The 25,594-nt window shown below is 70.8% G+C and carries 26 protein-coding genes; 16 read left to right on the forward strand and 10 right to left on the reverse strand.

Going from position 1 to position 25,594, the window contains the following annotated elements; genetic code table 11:
• The first annotated feature begins 29 nt into the window (after window positions 1-29).
• The 5 genes from ACIA5G_RS22400 (at window position 30) to ACIA5G_RS22420 (ending at window position 4,050) form a co-directional block, all read left to right on the forward strand.
• Window positions 30-1,478 (forward strand): PH domain-containing protein, encoded by a 1,449-nt coding sequence (locus ACIA5G_RS22400; RefSeq protein ID WP_395926505.1) that lies wholly within the window; start codon window positions 30-32, stop codon window positions 1,476-1,478.
• A gap of 106 nt (window positions 1,479-1,584) precedes the next feature.
• Window positions 1,585-2,280 (forward strand): family 16 glycoside hydrolase, encoded by a 696-nt coding sequence (locus ACIA5G_RS22405; RefSeq protein ID WP_395926075.1) that lies wholly within the window; start codon window positions 1,585-1,587, stop codon window positions 2,278-2,280.
• A gap of 118 nt (window positions 2,281-2,398) precedes the next feature.
• Complete coding sequence (locus ACIA5G_RS22410) at window positions 2,399-3,184, forward strand: IclR family transcriptional regulator (RefSeq protein WP_395926507.1); 786 nt, start codon at window positions 2,399-2,401, stop codon at window positions 3,182-3,184.
• A gap of 31 nt (window positions 3,185-3,215) precedes the next feature.
• Entirely contained in the window at window positions 3,216-3,719 is a 504-nt protein-coding gene (locus tag ACIA5G_RS22415; protein WP_395926077.1) for a GNAT family N-acetyltransferase, read from the forward strand.
• A gap of 133 nt (window positions 3,720-3,852) precedes the next feature.
• Window positions 3,853-4,050 carry a hypothetical protein gene (locus ACIA5G_RS22420; protein WP_395926079.1) on the forward strand — a complete coding sequence of 66 codons (198 nt, stop codon included), beginning with the start codon at window positions 3,853-3,855 and terminating at the stop codon, window positions 4,048-4,050.
• 57 nt (window positions 4,051-4,107) lie between these two features.
• On the opposite strand, the gene ACIA5G_RS22425 is transcribed toward ACIA5G_RS22420, so the two are convergent.
• The gene (locus tag ACIA5G_RS22425) at window positions 4,108-5,373 is read right to left on the reverse strand and encodes an aspartate aminotransferase family protein (RefSeq protein ID WP_395926080.1); all 1,266 of its coding nucleotides are present in this window, start codon (window positions 5,371-5,373) and stop codon (window positions 4,108-4,110) included.
• Window positions 5,374-5,759: 386 nt separating this feature from the next.
• On the opposite strand from ACIA5G_RS22425, the gene ACIA5G_RS22430 reads away from it, so the two are divergent.
• Window positions 5,760-5,921, forward strand: a complete 162-nt coding sequence (locus tag ACIA5G_RS22430) for a hypothetical protein (protein WP_395926082.1) — start codon at window positions 5,760-5,762, stop codon at window positions 5,919-5,921.
• Window positions 5,922-5,924: 3 nt separating this feature from the next.
• Here the strand turns inward: ACIA5G_RS22430 and ACIA5G_RS22435 are convergent, their stop codons facing one another.
• Window positions 5,925-7,115 carry a CaiB/BaiF CoA transferase family protein gene (locus ACIA5G_RS22435; RefSeq protein ID WP_395926084.1) on the reverse strand — a complete coding sequence of 397 codons (1,191 nt, stop codon included), beginning with the start codon at window positions 7,113-7,115 and terminating at the stop codon, window positions 5,925-5,927.
• Window positions 7,116-7,268: 153 nt separating this feature from the next.
• Here ACIA5G_RS22435 and ACIA5G_RS22440 point away from each other — a divergent pair, with 153 nt between their 5' ends.
• The gene (locus ACIA5G_RS22440; protein ID WP_395926086.1) at window positions 7,269-9,233 is read left to right on the forward strand and encodes an NPCBM/NEW2 domain-containing protein; all 1,965 of its coding nucleotides are present in this window, start codon (window positions 7,269-7,271) and stop codon (window positions 9,231-9,233) included.
• Between the two features lie 3 nt (window positions 9,234-9,236).
• Here ACIA5G_RS22440 and ACIA5G_RS22445 read toward each other — a convergent pair whose 3' ends face one another.
• Window positions 9,237-10,214 (reverse strand): helix-turn-helix domain-containing protein, encoded by a 978-nt coding sequence (locus ACIA5G_RS22445; RefSeq protein ID WP_395926088.1) that lies wholly within the window; start codon window positions 10,212-10,214, stop codon window positions 9,237-9,239.
• Window positions 10,215-10,299: 85 nt separating this feature from the next.
• On the opposite strand from ACIA5G_RS22445, the gene ACIA5G_RS22450 reads away from it, so the two are divergent.
• Window positions 10,300-10,560: a hypothetical protein gene (locus tag ACIA5G_RS22450; protein WP_395926090.1), complete on the forward strand. Its 261-nt coding sequence runs from the start codon at window positions 10,300-10,302 to the stop codon at window positions 10,558-10,560.
• Here ACIA5G_RS22450 and ACIA5G_RS22455 read toward each other — a convergent pair.
• The 6 genes from ACIA5G_RS22455 to ACIA5G_RS22480 form a co-directional block, all read right to left on the reverse strand.
• Entirely contained in the window at window positions 10,512-11,192 is a 681-nt protein-coding gene (locus ACIA5G_RS22455) for a GntR family transcriptional regulator (RefSeq protein WP_395926092.1), read from the reverse strand. The genes ACIA5G_RS22450 and ACIA5G_RS22455 overlap by 49 nt on opposite strands.
• Before the next feature lie 4 nt (window positions 11,193-11,196).
• Window positions 11,197-11,982, reverse strand: a complete 786-nt coding sequence (locus ACIA5G_RS22460; RefSeq protein ID WP_395926094.1) for an SDR family NAD(P)-dependent oxidoreductase — start codon at window positions 11,980-11,982, stop codon at window positions 11,197-11,199.
• A 2-nt stretch (window positions 11,983-11,984) separates the two neighbouring features.
• Complete coding sequence (locus tag ACIA5G_RS22465) at window positions 11,985-13,685, reverse strand: hydantoinase B/oxoprolinase family protein (protein WP_395926096.1); 1,701 nt, start codon at window positions 13,683-13,685, stop codon at window positions 11,985-11,987.
• On the reverse strand, window positions 13,682-15,715 hold the full coding sequence (locus tag ACIA5G_RS22470; RefSeq protein WP_395926098.1) for a hydantoinase/oxoprolinase family protein: 2,034 nt from the start codon (window positions 15,713-15,715) through the stop codon (window positions 13,682-13,684). The genes ACIA5G_RS22465 and ACIA5G_RS22470 overlap by 4 nt, the downstream gene beginning before the upstream one ends.
• Window positions 15,712-17,307, reverse strand: a complete 1,596-nt coding sequence (locus tag ACIA5G_RS22475; RefSeq protein ID WP_395926510.1) for a thiamine pyrophosphate-binding protein — start codon at window positions 17,305-17,307, stop codon at window positions 15,712-15,714. Before ACIA5G_RS22475 ends, ACIA5G_RS22470 begins: the two co-directional genes overlap by 4 nt.
• A 71-nt stretch (window positions 17,308-17,378) precedes the next feature.
• Window positions 17,379-18,557 (reverse strand): NAD(P)/FAD-dependent oxidoreductase, encoded by a 1,179-nt coding sequence (locus tag ACIA5G_RS22480; RefSeq protein ID WP_395926101.1) that lies wholly within the window; start codon window positions 18,555-18,557, stop codon window positions 17,379-17,381.
• Between the two features lie 80 nt (window positions 18,558-18,637).
• Here ACIA5G_RS22480 and ACIA5G_RS22485 point away from each other — a divergent pair, with 80 nt between their 5' ends.
• The 8 genes from ACIA5G_RS22485 to ACIA5G_RS22520 all read left to right on the forward strand — a co-directional run bounded on the left by ACIA5G_RS22485 (window position 18,638) and on the right by ACIA5G_RS22520 (window position 25,210).
• Window positions 18,638-20,002 carry a wax ester/triacylglycerol synthase family O-acyltransferase gene (locus ACIA5G_RS22485; protein ID WP_395926103.1) on the forward strand — a complete coding sequence of 455 codons (1,365 nt, stop codon included), beginning with the start codon at window positions 18,638-18,640 and terminating at the stop codon, window positions 20,000-20,002.
• 126 nt (window positions 20,003-20,128) lie between these two features.
• Window positions 20,129-20,224: a pyrroloquinoline quinone precursor peptide PqqA gene (gene pqqA / locus ACIA5G_RS22490; RefSeq protein ID WP_395926105.1), complete on the forward strand. Its 96-nt coding sequence runs from the start codon at window positions 20,129-20,131 to the stop codon at window positions 20,222-20,224.
• Between the two features lie 3 nt (window positions 20,225-20,227).
• Entirely contained in the window at window positions 20,228-20,917 is a 690-nt protein-coding gene (pqqC, locus tag ACIA5G_RS22495) for a pyrroloquinoline-quinone synthase PqqC (RefSeq protein WP_395926107.1), read from the forward strand.
• Window positions 20,914-21,180 (forward strand): pyrroloquinoline quinone biosynthesis peptide chaperone PqqD, encoded by a 267-nt coding sequence (gene pqqD, locus ACIA5G_RS22500; RefSeq protein WP_395926109.1) that lies wholly within the window; start codon window positions 20,914-20,916, stop codon window positions 21,178-21,180. Before pqqC ends, pqqD begins: the two co-directional genes overlap by 4 nt.
• Window positions 21,171-22,235 (forward strand): pyrroloquinoline quinone biosynthesis protein PqqE, encoded by a 1,065-nt coding sequence (gene pqqE / locus ACIA5G_RS22505; RefSeq protein WP_395926111.1) that lies wholly within the window; start codon window positions 21,171-21,173, stop codon window positions 22,233-22,235. Before pqqD ends, pqqE begins: the two co-directional genes overlap by 10 nt.
• Window positions 22,232-23,065, forward strand: a complete 834-nt coding sequence (pqqB, locus tag ACIA5G_RS22510; protein ID WP_395926113.1) for a pyrroloquinoline quinone biosynthesis protein PqqB — start codon at window positions 22,232-22,234, stop codon at window positions 23,063-23,065. Before pqqE ends, pqqB begins: the two co-directional genes overlap by 4 nt.
• Window positions 23,066-23,139: 74 nt before the next feature.
• Window positions 23,140-23,661: a helix-turn-helix domain-containing protein gene (locus tag ACIA5G_RS22515; RefSeq protein WP_395926115.1), complete on the forward strand. Its 522-nt coding sequence runs from the start codon at window positions 23,140-23,142 to the stop codon at window positions 23,659-23,661.
• A 298-nt stretch (window positions 23,662-23,959) separates the two neighbouring features.
• Window positions 23,960-25,210: an MFS transporter gene (locus tag ACIA5G_RS22520; RefSeq protein ID WP_395926117.1), complete on the forward strand. Its 1,251-nt coding sequence runs from the start codon at window positions 23,960-23,962 to the stop codon at window positions 25,208-25,210.
• On the opposite strand, the gene ACIA5G_RS22525 is transcribed toward ACIA5G_RS22520, so the two are convergent.
• On the reverse strand, window positions 25,167-25,583 hold the full coding sequence (locus ACIA5G_RS22525) for a MaoC/PaaZ C-terminal domain-containing protein (RefSeq protein WP_395926119.1): 417 nt from the start codon (window positions 25,581-25,583) through the stop codon (window positions 25,167-25,169). The two genes, ACIA5G_RS22520 and ACIA5G_RS22525, sit on opposite strands and share 44 nt — an antisense overlap.
• Between the last annotated feature and the right edge of the window lie 11 nt (window positions 25,584-25,594).

Below are 25,594 nucleotides of genomic sequence, written 5' to 3' on the forward strand. Positions count from 1 at the left end.
ACGCGCCGTGGCACCACCTCGACCGGCGCATGCTGCTCATCCGGCCGGTGCTGGACCTGGTGAAGTCGCTGCCGGTGCTGCTGGGCGCGCTGCTGTTCGGGCACGGCGAGCCGTGGCAGTGGATCGGCCTCGCCTTCACCGCGATCGCCGTGTGCACCGGCATCTCGCACGTGCTGACCTCGCGCTACCGGATCACCGGGTCGCAGGTCGAATGGCACACCGGGCTGCTGCTGCGCAAACAACGGGCCATCCCGCGCGACCGGATCCGCACGGTCGACGTCACCTCCGAGCCGAAGCACCGGCTGTTCTCCCTGGCCGCGGCGCGGATCGGCACCGGGCGGCACTCGCACGGCAAGGGACCGGGCAAGGACGAGCTCGTCCTCGACGCCGTCACCGTCGCGGAAGCGCAGCGGCTGCGGACGCTGCTGCTGCACCGCAAGACCGAGACCGCGGACCCGGAAGCCGTCGCGCCGCCGGAGCAGCTGGTCGCCGCCGTTGACAAGAAGTGGCTGCGGTACGCGCCGTTCACGCTGTCCGGGCTGGCGGTGGTCGGCGCCGCCGTGGGCACGGTGTACCACTTCGCGCACGAACTGCACTTCGACCCGATCCAGTTCTCCCTGGTCCGAGCGGTCGTCGGACATTTCGCCGACACCCCGACGTGGCTGAGCCTCGTGCTCGCCGCGGCCGGGCTGCTGGTGCTCGTGTCGGTGCTGTCGGTCGGCGGGTACGTGCTGTCGTTCTGGAACTTCCGGCTCACCCGCGAACCGGCCGGCACCCTGCACATCCGGCGCGGGCTGATCACGACGCGCTCGGTGTCGATCGAAGAGGACCGTCTGCGGGGGGTCGAAATCCGCGAGCCGCTGCCGCTGCGGCTGGCCGGCGGCGCCCGCTGCGTCGCCATCGCCGGCGGCCTGCGCGAGGGCAAGGGCGCGGACAAGGGCGGCGGGCTGCTGCTGCCGCCCGCGCCGGTCGCGCGCGCGCACGAGGTCGTCGCGGAGGTGCTCGGCGAGGATCCGTCGGCGACGCCGCTGGTGCGCCACCCGCGCCGGGCGCTGTACCGGCGGATCTCCCGCGCCGTCACCGGTGTGCTGCTGCTCGCCGCCGCGCTCTACGGCCTGGCGTGGCTCGGCGCCCTGCCGGACTGGCCGTGGCAGGCCGCACTCGTGCTGCTGCCGTTCGCCGTGCTGGTCGGCTGGGACCGCTACCGCGGCCTCGGGCACGCCTTCACCGGCCGCTACCTGGTGACGCGCTCGGGCTCGCTGGACCGCGCCACGGTGGCCGTCCGCTGCGACGGGCTGACCGGGGTCGTCGTCGAGCGCTCGTACTTCCAGCGCCGGGCCGGGCTGGTCACGGTGATCGCGCCGGTCGCCGCGGGCAAGGGGCACTACCGGGTGCTCGACGTCGCGGAGACCGACGGGCTGGAGCTCGCCGACCGGGCGGTCCCGGGCCTGCTGACGCCGTTCCTGGAACGTGGCTGACCCGCTCAGCGGGGACCTCGGTTGACGCTCCACCCGCGCGGCTCGTAGCGTGAAGTCCGCCGTCCGACACCTCGACCGCAGTTCGCGTTCACGAGAGGACGGCAGGATGTTCCGCAAGCTCCTTGGCGTGCTGGCCGCGGGGATCGTCGGGGGTTCGGCTCTGGCGCCGGCCGCGACGGCCGCGGAAAACCCCTACGGCGACCCGAACCTGGTGACGATGTTCGACGGCACCGATCTGAGTGCCTGGACATCGTCGAAAGCCGGCCTGTGGTCGGCGAAGAACGGCGTCATCCACGGTAATGGCACCGCGCGCGGCTGGTTGTACTACAACAAAACGCAGGTCGGCACGTTTCGGTGGATATTCAATGTCCGGCAGGTCAAGGGCAATCACAAACCGACCGTGCTGATCTGGGGCACCACCGATCCGATCCGCGACGCGCTGAGCGCGATCCAGTTCCAGCCGCCGAACGGCGGCCACTGGGACTACCGGCCCGGCCACAACGACGGCGGCGGCAAACTGTTCACCCAGCTGCCGCACCCGACGATCGACATCAAGAAGTGGGCCCAGTGCGAGCTGATCGGAGACCTGGCCACCGGCGTGGCCCGGATGGCGTGCTGCCCGCTCACCGGGACGACTGTGACCTGCAAAGGTGTCGAGGTGCTGCGGTTCACGGACAAGACCGCGGGGCGCGTCGGGCCGCTCGCGCTGCAGGTGCACAACTCCGGGATCCAGGACGAGTACCGCGGTCTCTACGTCGAATCACCGGTGGTGACGAAACCGGGCGAGTTCCTCACGCTCTGACCCGCGTTTTTCCCGGAAAGGCGGGTCGTCGGCGGAATGCTGGCCTTCGTTTCACACAACGTGCTAATTTATTCACCCCGTGTGACAGCGAAGGTCTTTTGCTCACCGAGAGGTCATGATGACGCCTGCCGTCAGTGCCGTCGACGGTCCCGCCACCACTTCCCCGCGCCGCACCCCCGGCGCCAGCAGCTCCCGCAAGGTCCTGCAGCTGCTGCTCGCGTTTTCGGAGAGACGGTGGGAGGCCAGCGTCGCCGAGCTGGCGGCGACGATCGGCACCCCGGTCGCGACGACCTACCGCTACGTGGCCCTCCTCAAGGAGCTGCAGCTGCTCGAAGAGGGCCGGGCCGGGCGCTATCACCTGACCAGCCAGGTGATGCCGCTGGCACGGGCCGCGCAGCTGGCGAACGACCTCGTCCTGCTGGCGAAGCCGGCCATGGAGGAAGCGGCCCGGGAGCTCGGCGAGACGATCATGCTCTTCCAGCAGTTCGGCGACGCCGCCGTCTGCGCGGACCGCGTCGAGTGCGATCGCGCCATGCGGTTCACCTTCGAGCCGGGGCATTCGATGCCGCTCGGTCTCGGCGCGTCCGGCAAGATGCTGCTCGCGCTGCTGCCCGAGATGGAGCGCGACCGGCGGCTGCCCTCGATCGTCGAACAACGCGGTACCGCCATTCGTGACGAACTGAAGCACGCGCTCGAGAACCACTATTCGGTCAGCTCCGGGGAAATCGACGAAGGCGTCTGGGCCTGTTCGGTGCCGGTGCAGACGTTCGGCCGGCGGCCGACCGTGCTGAGCCTGGCCGGCCCGGCCGCGCGGATCACCGAGGCGGCCCGGCAGACCGCCATCACCGCCCTGCAGGAGTACGCGACCCGCATCCAGCGCTCGATTTCGTCTTATTCGCTGTGAAAACCCCGGGAGGGCGCGTAGGAAGGGCCGGGTGATCCGGCTCGCGCGCCCCGACGACCTGCCCGCCTTGATCAACGTCGAAATCGAGGCCGGCAGTCTTTTCCGCGACGTCGGCATGGCCGCGATCGCCGACGACGACCCGGGCTCGGTGGCCGAGCTGGCGGTGTACCAGGAGGGCGGCCGCGCCTGGGTGAGCGTCGACGACGGCGACCGGCCGGTGGCCTACCTCGTCGCCGAGGTCGTCGACGGGCACGCGCACGTCGAGCAGGTCTCGGTCCGGCCGAGCCACGCGCGGCGCGGTCTGGGCAGCGCGCTGATCGAGACGCTCGCCGCGTGGGCCCGGGAGCGTGGTCTGGCGGCGCTGACGCTCACGACTTTCTCGGCCGTTCCGTGGAACGCGCCGTACTACGAGCGGCTGCGGTTCCGCGTCCTCGAGGAGGCGGAAATTGGCGCCGGGCTGCGTGAGATCCGTCGTGCCGAGGCCGCCCGCGGCCTCGACGCCTGGCCGCGCGTCGCGATGATCCGACCACTCTGACCTGCAGTTTTGCCTTTTCCTCCCCTGCGTGGGGGATCCACTGGCGCACCCGGTCGAACATGTGTTCTACTGTGCGAGCCGGTCCCGGAGGGGGAAGCTCCGCGGGCCGGCCCACAGACTTCGGGAGGTTGTTGTGGCGGTCAAGATCACCCACCTGACGAACGGCCAGCAGGTGCGTTTCGCCAACGCCGACGGCGCCCGCCGGTACGCCGAAATCATGGGCGGCGGCGTGGACAAGTGGCGCTTCACGGTGGTGCCCGAGGACCCGATGTTGCGCAGGATGTCGGAGTCCGTCGTCAACGTGCCGGTGTGGCGCATGACGTCCCGGTAGCGTCCGGTGAACGACTCTTTCCTGCTGTCGGAGGACAGGAAAGAGTCGTTCACCGCGTCAGCCCAGGCGGCCCAAGGCCTTCGGGAGGGCCGCCGCCAGCAGGTCCAGCTCCGGCTCGGCGGCAACGAGCGGCGGTGACACGGCGATCCCGCGGCCGAGGTTGCGGACGAGCACCCCTTCGTCGCGGCAGGCGCGCTGCAGCTTCACCGGCGCACCCGGGTCCGCGTCCATGACCTCGGCCGTCAGCTCGACCGCCGCGAGGAAGCCCAGCCCGGCGCGGATCTCCTTGACCAGCGGGTGGTCGCTGACGGCGGACACCGCGTCGGCCAGCGGCTTCTCCAGCTCACGGCCGCGCGGGATCAGGCCGTCGCGTTCGTAGAGGTCGAGCGTCGCCAAGCCCGCCGCGCAGGCCACCGGGTGACCCGCGTACGTCGCGCCGTGGCGGAAGATCGGTGCTCCCGGAGCGCCGGTGAAGAACGGTTCGGCCACCCGCGGGGCCACGATCAGCGCGCCCAGCGGGATGGTGCCGCCGGTGATGCCCTTCGCCGTGGTGATCATGTCCGGCTGGACGGCCCAGCGGTCGATGCCGAACCAGGTGCCGAGCCGGCCCCAGGCCGCGATCACGCAGTCGGCGACGAACAGCACGTCATGACGCCGGCAGATCTCCGCGACGGCCTCGATGTACCCGTCCGGCGGCAGCAGCACACCCCCCGCACCGATCACCGGCTCGCAGAAGAAGGCCGCGACGTTGGCCGCGCCCACCCGCTGGATTTCGGCTTCGAGCGCTTCGGCGCTGTCGAACGGAACGTGCGAGAACTCCGGCGGCTGCGGGCCGACGTCCTTCGCGTTGGCGGGGATGCCGCCGACCGCGGTACCGAAGCCGTGTGTGCCGTGGTACCCCTGCGCCCGGCCGATGACGTGCACCTTCTCGGGCCGCCCGGTCTGCGCGAAGTACGCGCGCGCGAGCTTCACGGCGGTGTCGATGACGTCCCCGCCCCCCGAGCCGAAGAACACCTTCGACCCCGGCGTCGGCGCCAGCTCGGCCACGCGGTCCGCCAGCTCGATGGCCGGCTCGTTGGCGTTGTAACCGAACAGGTTGTACGAGTCGAGCGTCTGCAGCTGCTTGGTGACGGCTTCGGTGATTTCCGGGCGCCCGTGGCCGAAGTTCGCGTACCAGAGCGACGCGGTGGCATCGAAGTACCGGCGGCCCGCGTCGTCCCAGACGTACGAGCCCTCGCCGCGGGTGATGACCATCCGATCCCCGTCGACCGACCCCATGTCGGCGAACGGGTGCCAGAGGGCGTGCTTCGGCTGTGCTGACATCGGTCCTCCTCAGTCCCTCCCCCATCCCTACCAGGGCGAAGCGAAGAGCGCGAACACTCCATCGTGCACAGTTCGCGGCCTGGAGTTGGCCGGAACGGTGACACAACCTGTAACAGCGACGCCACTCCGCCGACCTGGCGGGCGTGCGCATCCCATTCGGCCGCCGAAGCGACGACGCCTACCTCGGCCCGCCGGATTCCGCTGCTGCTGATCATCCCGTTCAGCAGCAGCATCCTCGCGTCCCGCTGGGTCGGGTGCTCGCAGCTCATAGAACTGAACGCGATCCTCAGGTTCCCGGCGGGATCGGCTACGAAAAATGGCTTCGCAGAACTCCCGACGAGCCACTCGGCCTCCGGCGCATGATCAGGTACGCACAAGCCAGTCCCATGGGAATCATCTTCCGCGCACTCGCCGTGCTGGCTCTGGGCTGTGTCGCCGCCTGGACGTTGGGCCTCGTCCTGACCTTGCTCAGCCTGCGCCTCCTCTGGCTGGCCGCAAACCGGCGGACAGTCACCGACTACCTCCACCGGAAACCCGGTGCGGACTGAGTCTCAGTCCAGGAACTCCGCGATCTCCTCCGCCGAATACCCCAGCTCCGCGAGCACTTCCGAAGTGTGCTGCCCCAAGGTCGGCGGCGCGGACGTCGGCCGCGCCGGAGTCTCCGACGCCTTCACCGGGAACCCCGTGCCCAAGTACGTCCCCACCGTCGGATGCGGCAACCGCACCACCTGGTCGCGCGCCGCTGTCCACGGGTCCGCGTAGACGTCGTCGATCTCGTTGATCGGGGCCGCCGGGATGCCCGCCGCGTCGAAGTCCTTCGTCCACTCCGCCGCAGTGCGGGTCAGGAGCACCGGCTCCAGCAGTGCGTTGAGCGCATCGCGGTTGGCCGCCCGCATGGCGTTGGAAGAAAACGAAGGATCCGAAGCGATGTCCAGACCCAGCACGCCGCAGAACGCGTGCCACAGCTTTTCGCTGCCCACCGCGATGATCAGCCAGCCGTCCGAGACGTGGTACGCCTGGTACGGGACGATGCTCGGGTGGGCCGAGCCCATCCGGCGCGGCCGCGGCGCGTCGTAGAAGGACGCGCCCGCCGCGTACACGTGCCAGGCCAGTTGACTGTCCAAAAGGGACACGTCGAGGTACTGGCCGCGGCCGGTGGTGTGCCGGGCCTGCAACGCCATCAGCACCGCGATGATCGCCCATGTCCCCGCGTTCAGGTCCGCCACCGGCAGTCCGACCTTCGCCGGCGCGCCGTCGGGCTCGCCGGTCAGCGACATGACGCCGCCGAGGGCCTGCGCCACCAGGTCGTACCCCGCGCGGTCGCGGTACGGCCCGGTCTGCCCGAACCCCGTGATCGAAACGTGGATCAGCCGCGGGTTCAGCTCCGAGAGGACGGAGTACCCGATCCCCCACTTCTCCAGCGTCCCCGGCCGGAAGTTCTCGACGAGCACGTCGGCGTCCGCGACCAGCCGCCGGAGCGCCTCACGCCCGCGGTCGCTCTTGAGGTCGAGCACGATCCCGCGCTTGTTCCGGTTCGCCGCCAGGTAGTAGACGGCCTCGTCGCCGACGAACGGCGGGCCCCAGCCGCGGGTGTCGTCGCCGTGGCCCGGCGGCTCGACTTTCACCACGTCCGCGCCCATCTCGCCGAGGTACTGGGTGCAGTACGGCCCGGCGAGGATGCGCGAGAGGTCGACGACCTTGATCCCGTCCAGCGGGCGGAATCCGTCAGGGGCAGGGGGCATCAACGGCTCCTCGTCGGGCTCGGCGTCCGGCCCCTTTCTACCTCCCGCTGACCGGGAAATGGATTACCTACTAACGGACGTAGACGACAGTCACTCCCGTCCTGTTCATTGTTGAGTGAGTCTGTGCAGAGTTGCGCACTCCTGGAGGGACCCATGCGTCGTCTTGTTGGATTGGCCGCCGTGCTCGCCGCCTGCACTTCCGTGGTCACGGTCGCCCACGCCGAGGCCGCCGAACCTCAGTTATTCGCCGCGCAGCGGGTCGGCGACCGCCCGCCGATGGGCTGGAACAGCTGGAACAAGTTCGGCTGCGACATCAACGAAGACCTGATCCGCGGGGCCGCCGACGCGCTGGTGGCGTCCGACATGAAGGACGCGGGCTACCAGTACGTCAACATCGACGACTGCTGGGCCGAACAGAACCGCACGGCCGACGGCAAGCTCGAACCGAACCACGAGAAGTTCCCGCACGGCATCAAGGCGCTCGCCGACTACGTCCACGGGCTCGGTCTCAAGCTCGGCATCTACACCAGCGCGGGCACGCTGACCTGCCAGAAGACCATGCCCGGCGCCCTCGACCACGAAGAGGCGGACGCGCAGTCGTTCGCCGACTGGGAGGTCGACTACCTCAAGTACGACAACTGCAACAACCAGGGCCGCCCCGCGATCGAGCGCTACACGAAGATGGGCGACGCGATCAAGAAGACCGGCCGCCCGATGATCTACGCCCTCTGCGAATGGGGCGAGAACGACCCGTGGACCTGGGGCCGCGACGCCGGCGCGCAGCTGTGGCGCACGACCGGCGACATCAGCGACAACTGGGGCAGCATGACCGGCATCCTCGACCAGCAGGCCGGCCTCGAGAAGTACTCGGGCCCCGGCGGCTGGAACGACCCGGACATGCTCGAGGTCGGCAACGGCGGCATGACCGACGCCGAGTACCGCTCGCACTTCTCCCTCTGGGCGTTGCTGAACGCGCCGCTGCTGGCCGGCAACGACCTGCCCGCGATGTCGCCGGCGAACAAGAAGATCCTGGAGAACAAGGACGTCATCGCGCTGGACCAGGACTGGGCCGGCACGCAGGGCCACAAGATCCGCGACGACGGTGACACCGAGGTCTGGGCCAAGCCGATGTCCGACGGCTCGGCCGCGGTGGTGCTGTTCAACCGCGGCTCGGCGTCCGCGGAACTGCAGACCACGGCGAAGGAGCTCGGGCTCAAGGGGCACAGCTACCGCGTCCGCGACCTCTGGAGCGGCACGGAGTCCGAAACCGCGGGCACCCTCCGCGCCGCCGTCCCGTCCCACGGCTCGGCCGTGTTCCGCGTCTGGCCGTCGACGCACCCGGCGGCCGCGCCGATGACCACGCTGGCGCTCCCGGCGCCGGACTACGTGCCCGCCGACCGGCCGCTGACCACGACCCTGCGGATCACCAACGACGGCAGCACGCCGATCGCCCAGGTCCGCACCAGCGTCTCGGCACCGGCGGGCTGGCAGCTCGACGGCCCCGGCTCGTTCACGGCACCGGTCGTGCTGCCGGGGAAGTCCTGGCAGCACCAGGTCACCTTCAAGCCCGCCAACCCCACCGGCGAGCGCGTCACGCTCACCGCGAAGACGAGCTACCTGACCGCGTGGGGCAAGCGCGACCTGACGTCGGAAGGAACGTCACCGCTGGTCACCCGGCCGGCGGCGGGCACGACGGCGTTGTCGAAGGCCGTCTGGATGTCGTCCGACAACGGCTGGGGCCCGGTCGAACGCGGGACCAGCAACGGCGAGAGCAAGCTGGGCGACGGCCACCGGATCACCATCGCCGGGACCGGCTACGACGACGGGATCGGTGCGCACGCGCCGTCGAGCGTCCGGATCTACCTCGGCGCGTCCTGCACCTCGGTCAGCGCGCTGGTCGGCATGGACGACGAGAACTCGGGTGGCAGCGCGGGCTTCCGCATCCTCGGTGACGGCAAGGAGCTGGCCGCCACCGGCGTCATGCACCCCGGCGACAAGGCGCAGCCACTCGCCGCGCAGCTGTCCGGCGTCCAGGTGCTGGAGCTGGCGGTGAACGACGGCGGGGACGGCAACACCAACGACCACGCCGACTGGGCGAACGCCACGATCACCTGCTGACCGTCAGGCTTCGTCCAGCAGGACGACGGCCTGCGGGGTCTGCTGGTAGAGCACGAACCGTCCGTCGCGGACTTTGCTGACGAGACCCGCGCGGTGCAGGGCGCCGAGGTGGTAGGAGACGGTGCCCGGGGCGTAGCCGATCCGGGTGGCGAGCTCGGCGGTCGACCGCGCGGTCTCGAGGTCCGCCAGCAGCGCCGCGCGGGCGGCCCCGACCACCTGCGCGATCTTGCCCGGCCGGTGGTCGCGGCCGGTCCCGATCCGGTGGGCGGGGTAGTAGAGGACGAGCTGGTCGGGCACGTCGACCTGGACGGCGAAGCCCGGCCAGCTCAGCACGCCGGGGGCGAGCACCAGCTCCCGGCCGGCGACGTCGATTTCGCCGTCCCAGGCCGCGGCGAAGGTGATCGCGTCGCCCGCCCAGCCGATGTCGGGGTGGAGCGTGCCGAGCACGCCGCCGACGCCGTGGCGGGCGATGGTCTGCGCGCGGTGGGTGATGTCCTGCTCGATGATCGAGTGCAGCTCGGTCCAGCCCTCGGCCAGGGCGTCCCGCCAGAACCGGGCGAGCCCGGCGGCCAGGCGCCGCGGCATCCGTCCCGACTCCGCGACGCGGCGGGCCTCGGCCGGCAGCGGCCGGCTCCAGTGGGCCTCGGTGTAGGTGAAGACCTGGTCCTCGAGGTCGTCCTGCGCGGTTGCCTCGATCTGCGCGATCTGCTCGTCGAGCAGGTCGCGGGGCCGGGTGGCCGTGCCGGGCTGCGGGGTGAGCAGGTCGGGCGTGTAGACGTCGCCGACGCGCGGCAGCAGGCCCAGGAGCAGGGCGACGTCCGGGTGCGCGAGGGCCGCGCGGGCGAGCGGGCCGGGATCACCGAACACCGGGTGGCGCCCTGCCGCGGCGGTGAGCTTCAGCCAAGCCAGGGACTCCGAGGCCGGCGACGGCGAAAACCGCGTCCGGGCCACCGTCTCGGCGTCGACCCGCAGCGTGAACACCGACTGACGGTAACAGCCGCCGTGACGGATTTGAACCGGCTCGAATCCTTTCCGGTCCGGCGGTCGCGGAGGGTTCAGTGAAACCATGCTCCCCCGTGCGAGGATCGCCGCCGCCGTGGCCGCCCTGCTCCTCACCGGGGCGCCGGCCGCCGAGGCGCGTCCTCTCCCGGACGGCTACGTCGTGACCCACGTGGTCGGCACCATGACGCGGTACCACTGGTCCGCCGGCGCCGACGGGACGTACCGGGCCACCGCCGCCCGCGAGCCGCACTCGTTCACGGTGGTGTTCGCGACGGCTCAGGCCTCGCTGAGCGCGAGCAGCCGGGCTTCGGCGTCACGCAGGTAGCGGTCCAGCGCCGCCTCCGCCGCGTCGAACCGCCCCCGCCGCAGGTCGCGCAGGATCTTCTCGTGGCAGGTGAGGAACGGCTCGTAGAACTCCCGCGTGTTCTCGTTGAGGACGAAGAACAACCGGGTTTCGGCGAGCACCTGGCGCATCGTCGCGGAGATGCGTTCGCTGCCCGCGAGGTCGACGAGGGCCTGGTGGAAGTGGATGCTGGCGGTGCCGACAGCCGGCCAGTTCTCGGCGGCCGCCGCCTCCTGGCCGTCGCGCAGCGCCCGCTCGACCGGCGCCAGGTCCACAGTGGACCGTTCGGCCGCGCGGCGCAGGGCCCCGCATTCGGTGGCGCGGCGCACGACGTAGAGGTCTTCGACGTCCTCGACGGTCAGCTCACGCACGAACACCCCGCGGTTCAGCTCGTGCACGGCCAGCCGCTCGTGGGCCAGCAGCTGGAACGACTCGCGCAGGGTGTTGCGCGAAACGCCGAGCGCCGAGCTGATCACCGGCTCGGACAGCCGCTCACCGGGGGCGAAAACGCCGTCGGTGATGTACTGGCGCAGGATCGCGGCGACCCGCTCGGCGGTGCCACTGCGTTCGAGCTGGTGCCGCTCGCTCTCCAGCCCCGAGGCATCGACGGTCACGGCGCTACCTGACGCCGAGCTCGAAATCGAGGCTGTAGCGGTGGCCCGGCATCGCGCCCGCGGCCTTCGCGCCGTCGATCGGCAGCACCACCCCGTTGATGAACCGCGATTCGTCACTCGCCAGGAACACCACGGCTTTCGCGACCTCCCACGCCTCGCCGACGCGCGCCGCGGGAGTGCTCGCAACGAGCTGGTGCTGCTTGGTTTCGAACTCTTCGGGCGAGTTGAGCGTGCTGCGCAGCATGTCGGTGTCGATCGCGCCGGGGTTCACCGTGTTGGCGCGGATGCCCTGGTGGGCGTGCGCGACGGCGATCGACTTCGTCAGCCCGACCAGCGCGTGCTTGGTGGCGTTGTACACCGGGTCACCGGGGCGGCCCATCACCCCGCCGTTCGACGAGGTCGTGATGATGCTGCCGGCCTTGCGCTCGATCATGTGCGGCAGCACGGCGCGGGTGCCGAGGAACGCGGCGCGCACGTTCAGCGCGAAGATGTTGTCGAACTCGGCCAGTGTCGTCTCGGCGAGCGGCTTGCCCAGGTGGATGCCGACGTTGTTGAACAGCACGTCGATCCGGCCCGTCTCGGCGAGCACGCCGTCGACGAACGCCGCGACGGCGTCTTCGTCGGTGGCGTCCACTCGTGCGTGCCGGTAGCCGTCGAGTTGTTCCGCGGGCTCGCGGATGTCGGAAGCGAACACCGTCGCACCCTCGGCGAGGAACTCCTTCACCGTGGCGAGGCCGATGCCCCGCGCGCCGCCGAAGACGACCGCCACCTTGCCGGCCAACCGACCCATGATCACTTCCCCGCTCTCAGTCGTGCTGTCTGCTCTTCGTCCACCGAGTAGTCCTCGGGCAGCCGGACCAGAGTGTCCGGTTTTCCGAGGTACCGCACTTCGACGCCGTAAATCTCGCGAGCCGCCGTGACCGAGACGTACCCCTCGACGACGTCGGCGAGCACCGCCGTCACCGGTCGTTCGAACGGCGGCCCGTAACCACCACCACCGGGCAGCGTCACGTCCACAACAGACTCGGCAGGCAGGGTTACCCGGCTCTTCGCGGGCAGGTCTTCCCCGTCGTGCAAGCCGAACCGGCCGACCGCGCCGGGCAATCCGCCGTCCACTCCGGACGCCGCGGCCCGCACCCGGTCGACGTTCCCGTTGACACTCCAGGAGAACTCGCCGCGCGCAGCCATCGTCGTCACCTGGCCGAGGCCACCGCGCCACCGTCCGGCGCCGCCGGAGTCCACCCGCAACTCGCGTGAGTGCTGGACGAGCGGCGCCATCGTCTCGATGACCTCGGTCGGCGTCGAGCGCAAGCCGCTCGGGAACCCGGTGGTGGTCAAGCCGTCCTTGTCCACCCGCGCGCCCATCCCGCCGGTCTGGAAGACGTTGAGCATGAACCCGGGTCCGCGCCAGATGGTCATCCACAACGCGTCGGCGCTCGGCGCGATCGCCGTGGCGGGCAGCGCGCCGATCAGCAGCGACGGCAGGAAGTGCCCGATGAGGTGCCGGGACGCGACCGGAGCCGGCGGCAGGCAGTTCAGCACCGACCCTTCGGGCGCGGTGACGTGCACCGGCCGGAACGACCCGGCGTTGTGCGGCACCTCCGGGGAGATCGCCGCCTTGACCGCGAAAGACGCATACGCGCGTGTGTAGTTCAGGACGACGTTGATCCCGCGACGGCTCTGCGGTGACGAACCTGCGAAGTCGAGGTGGATCTCGTCACCGTCCACAGTGGCCGCAACGCACAGGACGATCTCTTCGTCGTCGAAGCCGTCGGTGACGATCTTGTTGGTGTACGTCCCGTCCGGCAGCGCCCGCAGCGCGTCACGCAGCGCCTTTTCGGAGCGGCTCATGATCTCGGCGGCGACGTCGTCGAGTGAGTCGAGGCCGAATTCGTCCAGCAGCCGCAGCAGGCTCGCCGAGCCGACCTCGTTGCCGGTGACCTGCGCGTACAGGTCGCCGATGGTCTCCTCCGGCGTTCGCACGTTCGCCCGGATCAGTCGTTCGATGTCGGTGTTGACCTCACCCGCATGCAGGAACTTCAGGATCGGCAGCCGCAGGCCCTCTTCGAAGACTTCGTGGGCCTCGGCCGACACCAGCCGGCCGCCGATGTCCGGTGCGTGGCAGCACGACGCGAACCACGCGACCAGGCGGCCGTTCCGGAACACCGGAGTTGCGACGGTGATGTCGTTGATCTGCCCGGCCGTCTGCCACGGGTCGTTGGTGAGCAGCACGTCGCCGGGCTCGAGGGTTTCCGGCGGGTAAGCCGCGACGAAGTGGTGCATGCCGGTCGCCATCGCGTTGATGTGGCCCGGCGTGCCGCCTACGGACTGGCCGATCATCTCGCCGCGCGAGTCGAACACCGCGCAGGCCAGATCGAGCGATTCACGCACCACGGCGGAAAAGGCCGTGTTGACCAGCGCGTTCTGCTGCTCGGCGAGGATCGAGTGCAGCCGGTTGCCGAAGAGCCCGACCAGGATCGGGTCGACGCTCACACCGTCACCTCCAGCCCGGCGTCCGCCCGGACGACGCAGTGCGCGCCGGGCGGGACGACCACAGTGGACTCGCGTTCCTCCACGATGGCCGGGCCGTCGACCCGGTCGCCGGGCTTCAGCCGATAGCGGTCGAACACCGCCGTGTCGACAAATCCCCCGGCCGAGGGGAAGTAGGCCTTCCGGGTGCCCTTGTGCACGTCACCAGGCGATTCCGACGCAGCCAGTCGCAGCGTGACGTCGGGCGCGGGCCCGCTCGAGACGACCCGCCAGTTCAGCACCTCGACGCCGACCGCGGGCCCGGTGCGCCGGTAGAGCGCACGATAGGTGGCGGTGAACTCGTTGATCAGGGTATCGGGCCAGCTGCCACCGTGGACCGGGACGCGGATCTCGTAACCCTGCCCCGAATACCGCATCTCGGCGATCCGCCGGTGCGTGACTTCGTCCACACCGGACTTCGCCAGCAGCGCCGTCCCCTCGGCCTCCATCTCGGCGAACAGCGTGTCAACCTGTTCCCACGCCAGGTCTTGCACGGCCGCGCGGGCGGAGCGGACGAAGTCGAACGCGAGCGGCGCGGTGAGGAACCCGGCCGCGCTCAGCACTCCGGCGGCCGGCGGCGCCACAACCGACGGCGCCCCGAGCGCGCGGGCGACACCGACACCGTGCACCGGGCCCGCGCCGCCGAAGGTGTACATCGGCAGCTTCGCCGGGTCCTGGCCACGCTCGACGGCGTGCACCCGCGCGGCGTTCGCCATGTCCTCGTTGACACTCGTGTGGATGCCCCACGCGGCTTCTTCGACACTGACGCCGAGTGGCTCGGCGATCCGCTCACGGATGGCGTTTCGCGCGGCTTCTCGATCCAGGCGCATGTCGCCACCGAGGAAGTAACCCGGGTCGAGGTAGCCGAGCACCAGGTCGGCGTCCGTCACCGTGGGCTCGGCGCCGCCGCGGCCGTAGCAGACCGGTCCGGGTTCGGACCCGGCCGAATCGGGGCCGACGGTGAGCAGGCCGAGCGCGTCGATCCGGGCGATCGAGCCACCGCCGACGCCGATCTCGATCATGTCGGTGACCGGCACCTGCACCGGCAGCCCGGACCCGGGCAGCAGCCGGTACTTGCGGTCCACTTCGAACTGGTGCGTCACCAGCGGCGCGCCACCGGCGATCAGGCACAGCTTCGCCGTGGTGCCGCCCATGTCGAAGGCCAGCAGGTCCGCCGGTCCGAGGGACGCAGCGGCCAGCGCGCCACCGGCCGGGCCGGACTCCAGGATCCGGATCGGGTGCCGGGCGGCGGTGTCGACAGTGGCCAGTCCGCCGTTGGACAGCATGATGTGCGGTGCCCCGGTGATCCCGAGCCGCCGCAGCCGGTGTTCGAGGTCACGCAGGTAGCGCTCGGTGAGGTTCTGGACGTAGACGTTCGCGACCGTCGTCGACGCGCGTTCGAACTCGCGGATCTCCGGCACGACGTCCGACGACAGTGCCACTCGGAGGTTCGGCGCGACCTCGGCCAGGACCTCGGCCGCGCGCCGCTCGTGAGCGGGATTCGTGAACGAGTGCAGGAAGCAGATCGCGACCGCTTCGATCCCCCGAGCGGCCAGCTCCCGCCCGAGCCGCGCGACGTGCTCCTCGTCAAGTCCGATGTGGACGGATCCGTCGGCGAGGATCCGCTCCGGGACGTCGAACCGCAGGTGTCGCGGCACCAGCGGTTCGGGTAGTTCGAGGTGCAGGTCGTAGAGCTCGTACCGGTGCTCGCGGCGCATCTCGAGGACGTCGCGGAAACCGGCGGTGGCGAGCAGCGCCGTCCGTGATCCCTTGCGTTCGATCAGCGCGTTGGTCACCAGGGTCGTCCCGTGCACCACCTGTTCGACGTCGCCGGCGGCGATACCGGACTCCGCGAGCAGCGCGGCCAGGCCCGCCTCGACCGCGCGGGCCGGCTCGTCGTGTGTGGTCAGGACCTTGCCGACGGCGGTGATCCCGGTGCCGTCCACCGCGCAGAGGTCGGTGAACGTGCCACCGATGTCGACGCCGATCCTCATTTGCGGTACCACCGCGGCGAAGTGTTCAGCGGCGGCTTCAGCTTGGCCTTCACGACCAGCACGTTCGGCTCGTCCGACTCGACGAACTCCCCGAGCAGCCGCCGGAACGCCCGCCCGAAGCCGGAGACGCGATCCGCGTGCACCCCGAACGAGCGGGCCAGACCGACGAAGTCCGGGCTGTCCCAGTCGACCCCGCGACGCGGCAGGCCTTCGCGCTCCTGGTCGTACCGCAGCATGCCGTAACCGCCGTCGTCGACCAGGACCACCGTGACCGGCAGCTGTTCCTGCGCGAGTGTCGCCAGATCACCGCAGGCGTAGAGGAATCCGCCGTCGCCGGTGATGCAGATGGCCCGGCCGACCCCGGCCGCGGCGGCGCCGAGCGACGCCGGGAAGCCGTACCCGAGGGTGCCCCAGCCCATCGGGTAGGCGAGCTTGCGCGGCGCCCGCACCCGGTGGAAGCCGCCGACCCAGTACCCGGCGACGCACATGTCGGACACGAGCACCGCGTCCGACGGCAGCACTTCGTCCAAAGTGGACAGCAGGTCGTAGGCCTGCGGCTCCTCTTCACGGATCCGCTGGCGCACGCGGCGGCCGATCCCGGCCAGCCGCAACGTGATGTCGTCCAGCCCTGACCGCTGCTTCGGCAGCAGCCGCTCGACGATCGCGCGCGCGTCCCCGACCAGGGTCAGGTCCGGCGGGTAGTTCTTGGCGGCGTCGTCGGCGTCGACGTTGACCGCGATCAGCTGGGGCGGCTTGGGCATCAGCCAGTTCTGCGTCATCAGGCCGTCGAAGTCGGTGCCGATGGCGAGCACGACGTCGGCCTCGTCCCACAGCTCGCCGACCTCCGGCGTGTGCACCGGGTTCGGGGCCAGGCACGGGTGGTCGAGCGGGAGCAGGCCGCGCGCGCCGAACGTGGTGATCACCGGCGCGGCGATCTTCTCGGCGAGCGCGCCGATCGCGTCTCCGGCCCCCGACCGCAGCGCGCCGCCGCCGGCCCAGATCAGCGGGTGCTGCGCGTCGGAGAGCATCGCTTCGGCCCGGGCGAGGTCGGGGACGTCACTCTCGGGCTTGCGGTGCGGCGCGGGCGGCCGCCGGTGCGGCACCGTCTCGCGCAGGTAGTCGGTGGGCACCCCGAGGTAGACCGGGCCGCTCTGCGGCTGCAGCGCGAGCCGCGCCGCGCGGTGCACGGTGGTGCCGATCTGGTCGGCGGCCCGCACGGTGAAGCCGCCTTTGGTCACCGGCGCGAACATCGCCTGCTGGTCGGACGTCTCGTGCAGCACGCCGCGGACAACGCCGGGACGCCGCAGTGTCGACGGGATGTCGGTGGCGATGACCAGCACCGGAGCCGCGGACGCCATGGCCTCGCCGACCGCGCCGAGAGTGTTCGCCGCACCGGGCCCGGTGGTGACCATGGCGACGCCGAGCTTGCCGGTGGCACGGGCGTAACCGTCGGCCGCGTACCCCGCGGTCTGCTCGTGCCGGACCCCGACGAGCTTGATGTCGGTCTCGGCGAGCGCCTCCCACAACGGCAGGTTGTGCACCCCCGGGAGCCCGAAGACGATCTCGGTCCCGAGCGATTTCAGCGCGTCCACCAGCTCCCGAGCACCACTCACAGCCACGGCGCGGATACTGCCAGATCGTTGAACGATCTGGCAATCAACCCCTAGACGATGTTGTGCTCGGCCGGTGCGGTATCGGCGCCTTCGAACCGCCGGACGTCCAGCGCGGCGATGTCCACGGCCGGCGGTCGCCCCAGGTAGAGGTCCCGGATCAGCTCCCCGGCGGCCGGGCCCATCTGGAAGCCATGCCCGGAGAAACCGGTCGCGTAGAAGAACCGCGACAGCAGGACGCTTTCCCCGATGATCTGGTTGCGGTCCGGCGTCATTTCGTACAACCCGGCCCACGCCGTCCGGATGCCGGCGTCGAGCACGGCCGGGATCCGGCGACCGGCGACCTCGGCCAGCCGCGGCAGCCACTCGCCCGCCTCGTAGTGGGTGTCGAAGCCTGGGAAGCCGTCGTCTTCACAAACGGACATCGCCAGACCTGCACCCTCGCGGTGGCAGTAGAACGCCGACGGCATCTCGATCGTGAGCGGCACGGACTCCGGCAGGTCCGGCACCGGCCCGGTGAACACCACCTGACGGCGGTACGGGCGCACCGGGAGAGCAAGCCCGGCCAGCTCGCCGACCCGGCCCGACCACGCGCCCGCCGCACACACCACCGCACCGGTCCGGACGAACCCGGCGGCCGTGTTAACGCCGGTTAACGTGTCGCCGTCACGCTCGATCCCGGTGACCTCGACGCCGGTCCGCAGCTTCGCGCCGCACGCGCGTGCCGACTTCGCGTAGCCCTGCACAACGGCGTCGGGCGTCGCCTTCGCGTCGTCCGGCGACCAGAGCGCGGCGATGATCCCGTCCGTCTCGAGCAGCGGGAGGACACCCCGCACTTCGGCCGGGTCCAGGAGGTGGCTGCGGACGCCGTACTCGTGCTGCAGCTCCGCGCAATGTCCGATTGCGGACACGTCCGCCGGGTCGGTGAGCAGGTAGAGGTAGCCGTCGCGCCTGAAGTCGATCTCGACCCCGAAGTCGCGCGAGAAAGCGCTGTACGCGGCGAGCCCGCGCAGGCCGAGCTCGACGTTCACGCGGCTGGTGAACGACGACCGGATGCCGCCCGCGGCCTTCGCCGTCGAGCCTTCGCCGAGCCCGTCGCGCTCCAGCAGCAGGACGTCGACACCGGCCTCGGCCAACCGGAACGCGCAGCTCACACCGATCACACCGCCGCCGATCACGACACACTCGGCCATCGGTGGCAAGGACGTTTCCCGAGCGCCGCGGACGGTCATACTCGCCAATGTAGAACGTGATCCACCCACGGCCGCCGAGCGCGTAGAGTCGGCGTGCCGAGTGCGGAAGGTGATGTCCCATGGCGATGATGCCCGTGACCGACTCGATGTTCCTCCTGGTCGAAACGCGCGAGCATCCGATGCACGTGGGCGGTCTCCAGCTGTTCAAGAAACCCGACGGCGCCGGCCCGGACTACCTGCGCGACGTCCGCCGTTCGCTGCTCGAATCGGACAACATGCGCTCGGTGTTCCGCCGTCGCCCGGCCCGGCCCGTGAACACGATGGGACACGTGGCCTGGCGCGCCGAAACCGATCTCGAGCTCGACTACCACTTCCGGCACTCGGCGCTGCCGCAGCCGGGGCGCATCCGCGAGCTGCTGGAGCTGACGTCCCGCTGGCACAGCACCCTGCTCGACCGGCACCGGCCGCTGTGGGAGACCCACCTCGTCGAGGGGCTCGCCGACGGCCGGTTCGCCGTTTACACGAAGGTCCACCACGCGCTGATGGACGGCGTCTCGGCGCTGCGGCAGCTGCAGGGCACGCTGTCGGACGACCCCGCGGACCTGGACTGCCCGCCGTGGTGGGGCAGCCGGCGCAAGCCCGGCGAAGGCCGCGTCAAGAGCTCGCGGTCGTTGCTGGAGACCGCCGGCAAGACCGTCAACCAGCTCGCCGGGCTGGCGCCCGCCGCGATGAAGGTCGCGCGGGAGGCGTTCGGCGAGCACACGGTGACCCTGCCGGGCCAGGCGCCGAGGACGATGTTCAACGTGCCGATCGGCGGCGCGCGGCGGTTCGCGGCGCAGTCGTGGTCGCTCGAGCGCGTCCGGAAGGTGGCCACCGCGGGCGGGGTGTCGCGCAACGACGTGGTGCTCGCGATGTGCTCGGGCGCGCTGCGGGACTACCTCATCGAGCAGCGCGCGCTGCCGGACGCGCCGCTCGTCGCGATGGTGCCGGTGTCGCTGCGACGCCAGAACGACCCCGGCGAGGCGGCCGGCAACAACATCGGCGCGCTGCTCTGCAACCTGGCCACCGACCTGCCGGACGCGGGCAAGCGGCTCGTCACGATCCACCAGTCCATGCGCAACGGCAAGCGGCTGTTCTCGGAGCTGACGCCGTTGCAGACGCTGTTGTTATCGGCCGTTAACGTCGCGCAGCTCGGCATCTCGCCGATCCCGGGCGTCGTCAACAACACGCGGCCGCCGTTCAACCTGGTGATCTCGAACGTGCCCGGCCCGCGCAAGCAGATGTACTGGAACGGCGCGCAGCTCGACGGCATCTACCCGGCGTCGGTGCTGCTCGACGGCCAGGCCGTCAACATCACGCTGACCAGCAACGGCGACAACCTCGACTTCGGCGTCACCGGCTGCCGCCGCAGCGTGCCGCACCTGCAGCGGATCCTGACGCACCTCGACACGGCGCTGGTGGAGCTGGAAGCCGCGGTCAAGTAGCACCGCTGAGCGACACCGCACTCGGCCATCGGAAGGAAAGTTTCCGAACTGCTCGGCACAGGACTGGTCACCCGCCCGCAACGCTTCTACCGTGACGATGATCAGTCCCCGGGAGAGGAGCAGGAAATGACCGAATCCACCGAGGTGTGGACGACACCCGACTTCGTCGAGTACGAAACTCCCATGGAGGTGACCGCCTACGCGGCCCGCATGGCGGACTGACGGATGACCGGCGAGCCACTGTCGGAAAGCGCATTCATCACCGCGCTGCGGGGCCTTTCCGGCCGGTACTGGGGCACGCACCCGTTCCACCGCCGGCTGCACGCGGGTGAGCTCGACGAGCGTGGACTCCGGATCTGGGCCGCGAACCGCTGGTACTACCAGTGCGTGCTGCCGCAGAAGGACGCCGCGATCATCAGCAACTGCCCGCTGCCGGAGATCCGGCGGCAGTGGCTCGACCGGATCGTCTACCACGACGGCGCAAGTGCCGGCTCGGGTGGCATCGAACGCTGGCTGCGGCTCTGCACCGCGGTCGGGCTGGACCGGGAAGAGGTTCTCGACGAGCGGCACGTCGCGCCCGGTGTCCGGTTCGCCGTTGATGCCTATGTGACGTTTGCGCGGACAAAACCGTGGTGGGAGGCCGTCGCGTCCGGCCTCACCGAGATGTTCGCCGGGCACCTGATGCAGCAGCGCGTCGCCGACATGCTGGCGAACTACTCCTGGATCGCCCGCGACGACCTCGCCTACTTCACCAACCGGATCGACAAGGTTTCCGGCGAAGGCAAGGACACCCTCGACATCGTGGTCCGCCACTGCGTCACGCGCGAACAGCAGGATCGCGCGATCGCCGCGTTGTCGTTCAAGTGCGACGTCCTGTGGTCGATGCTCGACGCGGTCGAACGGGCGGCGGGATGATCACCGCGGAGTCCGTCCCGCAGCTGCGCCGGGGTGTGCGGTTGTCCTTCGACCACGTCCGGGAAACGCACGTCCTGCTGTTCCCCGAAGGAGTCCTGGTGTCGAACACGACCGCGGCCGCGGTGCTCGAACTCTGCGACGGCGTGCGCCCGGTTTCGGCGATCACGGCCGTGCTGGAGAAGCGCTTCTCCGGTGTCCGGGCGGACGACGTCCTCGACGTGCTGTCGAGGCTGGGCGAACGGCGGGTGGTCGCATGGACGTGACCCCGCCGCTCGGCATGCTCGCCGAGCTGACCCACCGGTGCCCGCTGCACTGTCCTTATTGCTCCAACCCGCTCGAACTCGTGTCACGCGACGCCGAGCTGTCCACGGCGGACTGGATCTCGGTGCTCTCGCAGGCGCGCGAGCTGGGTGTCCTGCAGGTGCACATGTCCGGCGGTGAACCACTGGCGCGCCCGGACCTGCCGGAACTCGTGGCCCACGCGAACGGTCTCGGCTGTTACGTCAACCTCGTCACCTCCGGGCTCGGCCTGACCGCGGCCCGGCTCGACGACCTCGTCGAACGGGGACTCGCGCACGTCCAGCTGTCGGCACAGGGTGCGACGCGGGAGCGCGCGAACCTGCTGGCCGGCGCAAAGGCGCACGACCGGAAGCTCGCCGCGGCGGCGCTGGTCAAGGCGGCCGGGTTGCCGCTGTCGCTGAACGTCGTGCTGCACCGGCAGAACCACGACCAGCTGGCCGGGATCATCGAGCTGGCCGAGCGGATGGGCGCGGACCGCCTCGAGCTGGCGAACACCCAGTACTACGGCTGGGCACTGCGCAACCGTGACGCGCTGATGCCGACTCCGGCGCAGCTCGCGGCGGCCGAGCCGATCGTGCGCGCGGCCGTCGCGCGCCTGCGCGGCAGCATGGAGATCGTCTACGTCGTCGCCGACTACCACGAGCCGTACCCGAAACCGTGCATGTACGGGTGGGGCGCGCGGCAGCTGACCGTGGCGCCGGACGGCACCGTGCTGCCGTGCCCGGCGGCGTCGGCGATTTCGACCCTTTCGCTGGCCAATGTCCGCGACGCGCCGCTCGCCGAGATCTGGCACCGCTCCGAGTCGTTCAACGCCTACCGCGGCGAGGACTGGATGGCCGAGCCGTGCCGAACGTGCGACCGCCGCGGTCTCGACTTCGGCGGCTGCCGCTGTCAGGCGTTCCTGCTCACCGGCGACGCCGCGGCGACCGACCCGGTGTGCTCGCGGTCGCCGCAGCGCGACGTCGTCGACCTGATCCTCGCCCGGCCTCCGGCTTCCGACCTGGTGATGCGCCGATGAAGGTCATCCTGCTCGGCACCGCCGCGGGCGGCGGATGTCCACAGTGGAACTGCGCCTGCCCCCTGTGCAAGGCCGGGCTCCCGCCGCGCACCCAGGACTGCGTCGCGGTGAGCGCGGACGGCGCCGGCTGGTACCTGCTCAACTGTTCACCCGACATCCGCGCCCAGATCCTCTCCACGCCGGCGTTGCGCGCCGGGCCCGGCCCACGTGAGATCCCGGTGCGCGGAGTGCTGCTCACCGACGCCGAACTCGACCACTCGCTGGGCCTGCTGATGCTGCGCGAGTCGGGCGGGCTCCCGGTGTGGGCGCCGGACGCGGTGCTGCAAGCGATCTCTCCCTTCCGCCAGATCATCGACGGTTACGGCGGCTGGGACTGGCGGTCGCCTGGCGACCTTCCCGGGTTGCGCGTGACCTTCCTGCCGGTGAGCGACAAGCGGCCGAAATACGCGTCCGTCCAGGATGGTCCGTGGGTGGTCGCCTACCGGATCGAGGATCTCTCAACCGGCGGAGTGCTGGTGTACGCGCCGTGCTTGAAGAGCTGGCCGCCCGGCTTCGATTCCTTCGTGGAGGGTGCTTCGCTGGTACTGCTGGACGGAACCTTCTACGCGCCGGACGAGATGGCCGGAGTCGGCGGACCGGACCAGCTCGCGATGGGACACTTGCCGATCACCGCGAGCCTGGCCCACATCGCCGAGCGGCCGGGGCCGCGCTGGGCGTTCACGCACCTCAACAACACGAACCCGGTGCTGGACCCGGCGTCGGCCGAGCACGCCGCCGTGCTCGCCGGGGGCGCTTCGCTGCCTCCGGACGGCACGGAGTTTTCGCTCTAGGCGATGCCCTCGGGAGCAGCCACCCGGAACGATACCCCCAAATAACTCTTTGATGGTTGTGGCAGACTCGGCTCATGCCCCACGACCACCTGCGCGTGCTCGCCCACCCGCTCCGCATGCGCATCCTGTCCTTGCTGACGGGCACGGCGATGAGCGCAGCCGAGGCGGCGCGTGAACTGGGCGACACGCAGGCCAACATCAGTTACCACCTCCGCCGCCTGCACGAGGCGAGCCTGGTGGACGTCGCCGAAGAGGTCCAGATCCGCGGCGGCCGCGCGAAGCGCTACCGCCACCACCCGGACTCGGGCCGCCGCCTCACGAGCCGCGACCCCGGCGAGGAGCAGCTGCTGACAAAGGCGATCGCCGGAGAGCTGCTCCGGCGCGCAGAGCTGCGGGCTCCGGCGCGCCCGGCGTCGTTGACGGACGCGGAGCTGTGGGTGGACCCGGAGCTGTGGGCCCGGGTGCTGAAGCAGGCTTCGGCGCTGAGCCAGGAGCTGCACGACGCGGCACAGCCGCCGCGGACCCCGGGGACGGTGCGGGTCAGCGCGAGCTTGGCGCTCTTCGAGCTGACGGCCGAACCTGGCGAGCCGCGGTGAGCCCGCCCCTGGGGGAGGCGGCGAGCCGGGCCGAGTGCGCGAACCTTCGGTCCCTGCCGGGCCGACCACGCGACCACCCTCCCGCGCCGCGCCTCCACCGGACCGGCCACGCGCGGCCGCCCGGGGACTCCGCGCACCCGCCGCGCCCGACCACCGCGCGAACCTCGTCACCCAGCCAGGCCGACCAAGCGCCCACTCATCGGATCCGCCCGAATTCCGCGCCTCCGCCACCCCCGGGGCGCCACCACCGTCGCGCCACCCCGGCTGCCACCCACGCCGTCACACCGGAGCCCCTCCCATGACCTCGATGCTCGCGCCGCTGCGCGAAAACCGCTTCCGCGCCCTCGTCACCGGCCGGACGTTCGCCGACTTCGCCAACGCCGTCGCGCCGTTTGCGCTGGCCTTTGCCGTCGTCGACTTGACGGGGTCCGCCGTCGACCTCGGGATCGTCGTCGGCGCGCGGTCGATCGCCAATGTGCTGCTGGTGCTGTTCGGCGGGATGCTGGCCGACCGGCTGCCGCGGTCGGTGATCCTGCAAGGCACCGAGACCGCCGCCGCGCTCACGCAAGCCGCCATCGCCGCGAGTGTCCTCTGCGGATTCGCCTCGATCCCGCTGCTGGTCGGGCTCAGCCTGGTCAACGGCGCTGTCTCGGCCATCTCGCTGCCCGCGGCCGCCTCGCTCACGCCGTTGACCGTGCCCGCCCCGCTGCTCGCCCAGGCGAACGCGCTGGTCCGGCTGCTGTCCAACGGCGGCCGCATCGCCGGCGCCGGGCTCGCCGGGATCCTCGTCGCCTTCGCCGGCTCCGGCTGGGCGCTCGCCGGGAACGCCGCGCTGTTCCTCGCGGCCGCGCTGTCGTACCGCCGGATCCGGCTGCCGCGCGGCGAACGGATCCCGGGCAGCCGCCCCCTCGCCGAACTCGCCGAAGGCTGGCACGAGTTCCGTGCCCGGTCGTGGGTGTGGCTCGTGGTGCTGCAGTTCATGGTGGTCAACGCGGTGAACGCGGGCGCGCTGCTGGTGATCGGCCCGCTCGTCGCAGACAACACGTTCGGCCGCACCGGCTGGGGTCTCGCACTGGCCGCGCAGACCGCCGGCGCGCTGCTCGGCGGCGTCGTCGCCGCGCGCTGGCAACCGCGACGGATGCTCCTGATCGGCGTCGCATTGGTCATGGTCGACGCGCTGCCGATGCTCGCTCTCGGCGAGACGCCGTTCCTGCTGCCGCTGCTGTTCGCGATGTTCCTGTCCGGGGTCGCGATCGAGCAGTTCTCCGTCGCGTGGGACGTGTCGCTGCAGGAGAACGTCCCACCCGAGAAGCTCGCCCGCGTCTACTCCTACGACATGCTCGGCTCGTTCGTCGCGATGCCGCTCGGCCAGATCAGCGCCGGCCCCCTGGCCGAGCACGCCGGCCGCGAGGCAACGCTGCTCGGCGGCGCGGCCCTGGTCGTCGGCGCGACGGCGCTCGTGCTGGTCAACCCGCAGGTGCGCGGCCTGGTCCGCCGTCCGCCGGTCAGCTCGGACGAACCAGCAGGAGGTTCAGCAGGCTCGCACTGAAGACGACTTCGTCCTCGACGTCGACGAACTCGACACGCGTGCGCACCAGCCCCCGGTCCGGCTTCGACCGCGAGAGCCGGGCTTCGGTCACGGTGGCGCGCAGTCGCAGCTCGTCGACGCCCGGGCTGCCGAGGCTGGAGACAGCGGACAGATAGTTGTCGGCGTAGAGCCGCATCATCAGGCTCGCGGTGTGCCAGCCACTGGCGATCAGCCCACCGAACGGCCCGGCCGCCGCCGCGGCCGTGTCGACGTGGAAGCTCTGCGGGTCGTAGCGCCGGGCGAACTCGAGGATCTCGGTCTCGGTGACCTCGACGCTGCCGCAGTCGTAGGTCGCGCCCGGGACGTAGTCCTCGAAGTAGCGGTCGCTCGTCATGGCCGCAGCGT

This window comes from Amycolatopsis sp. NPDC051758 (assembly GCF_044453095.1).
Lineage (GTDB): Bacteria > Actinomycetota > Actinomycetes > Mycobacteriales > Pseudonocardiaceae > Amycolatopsis.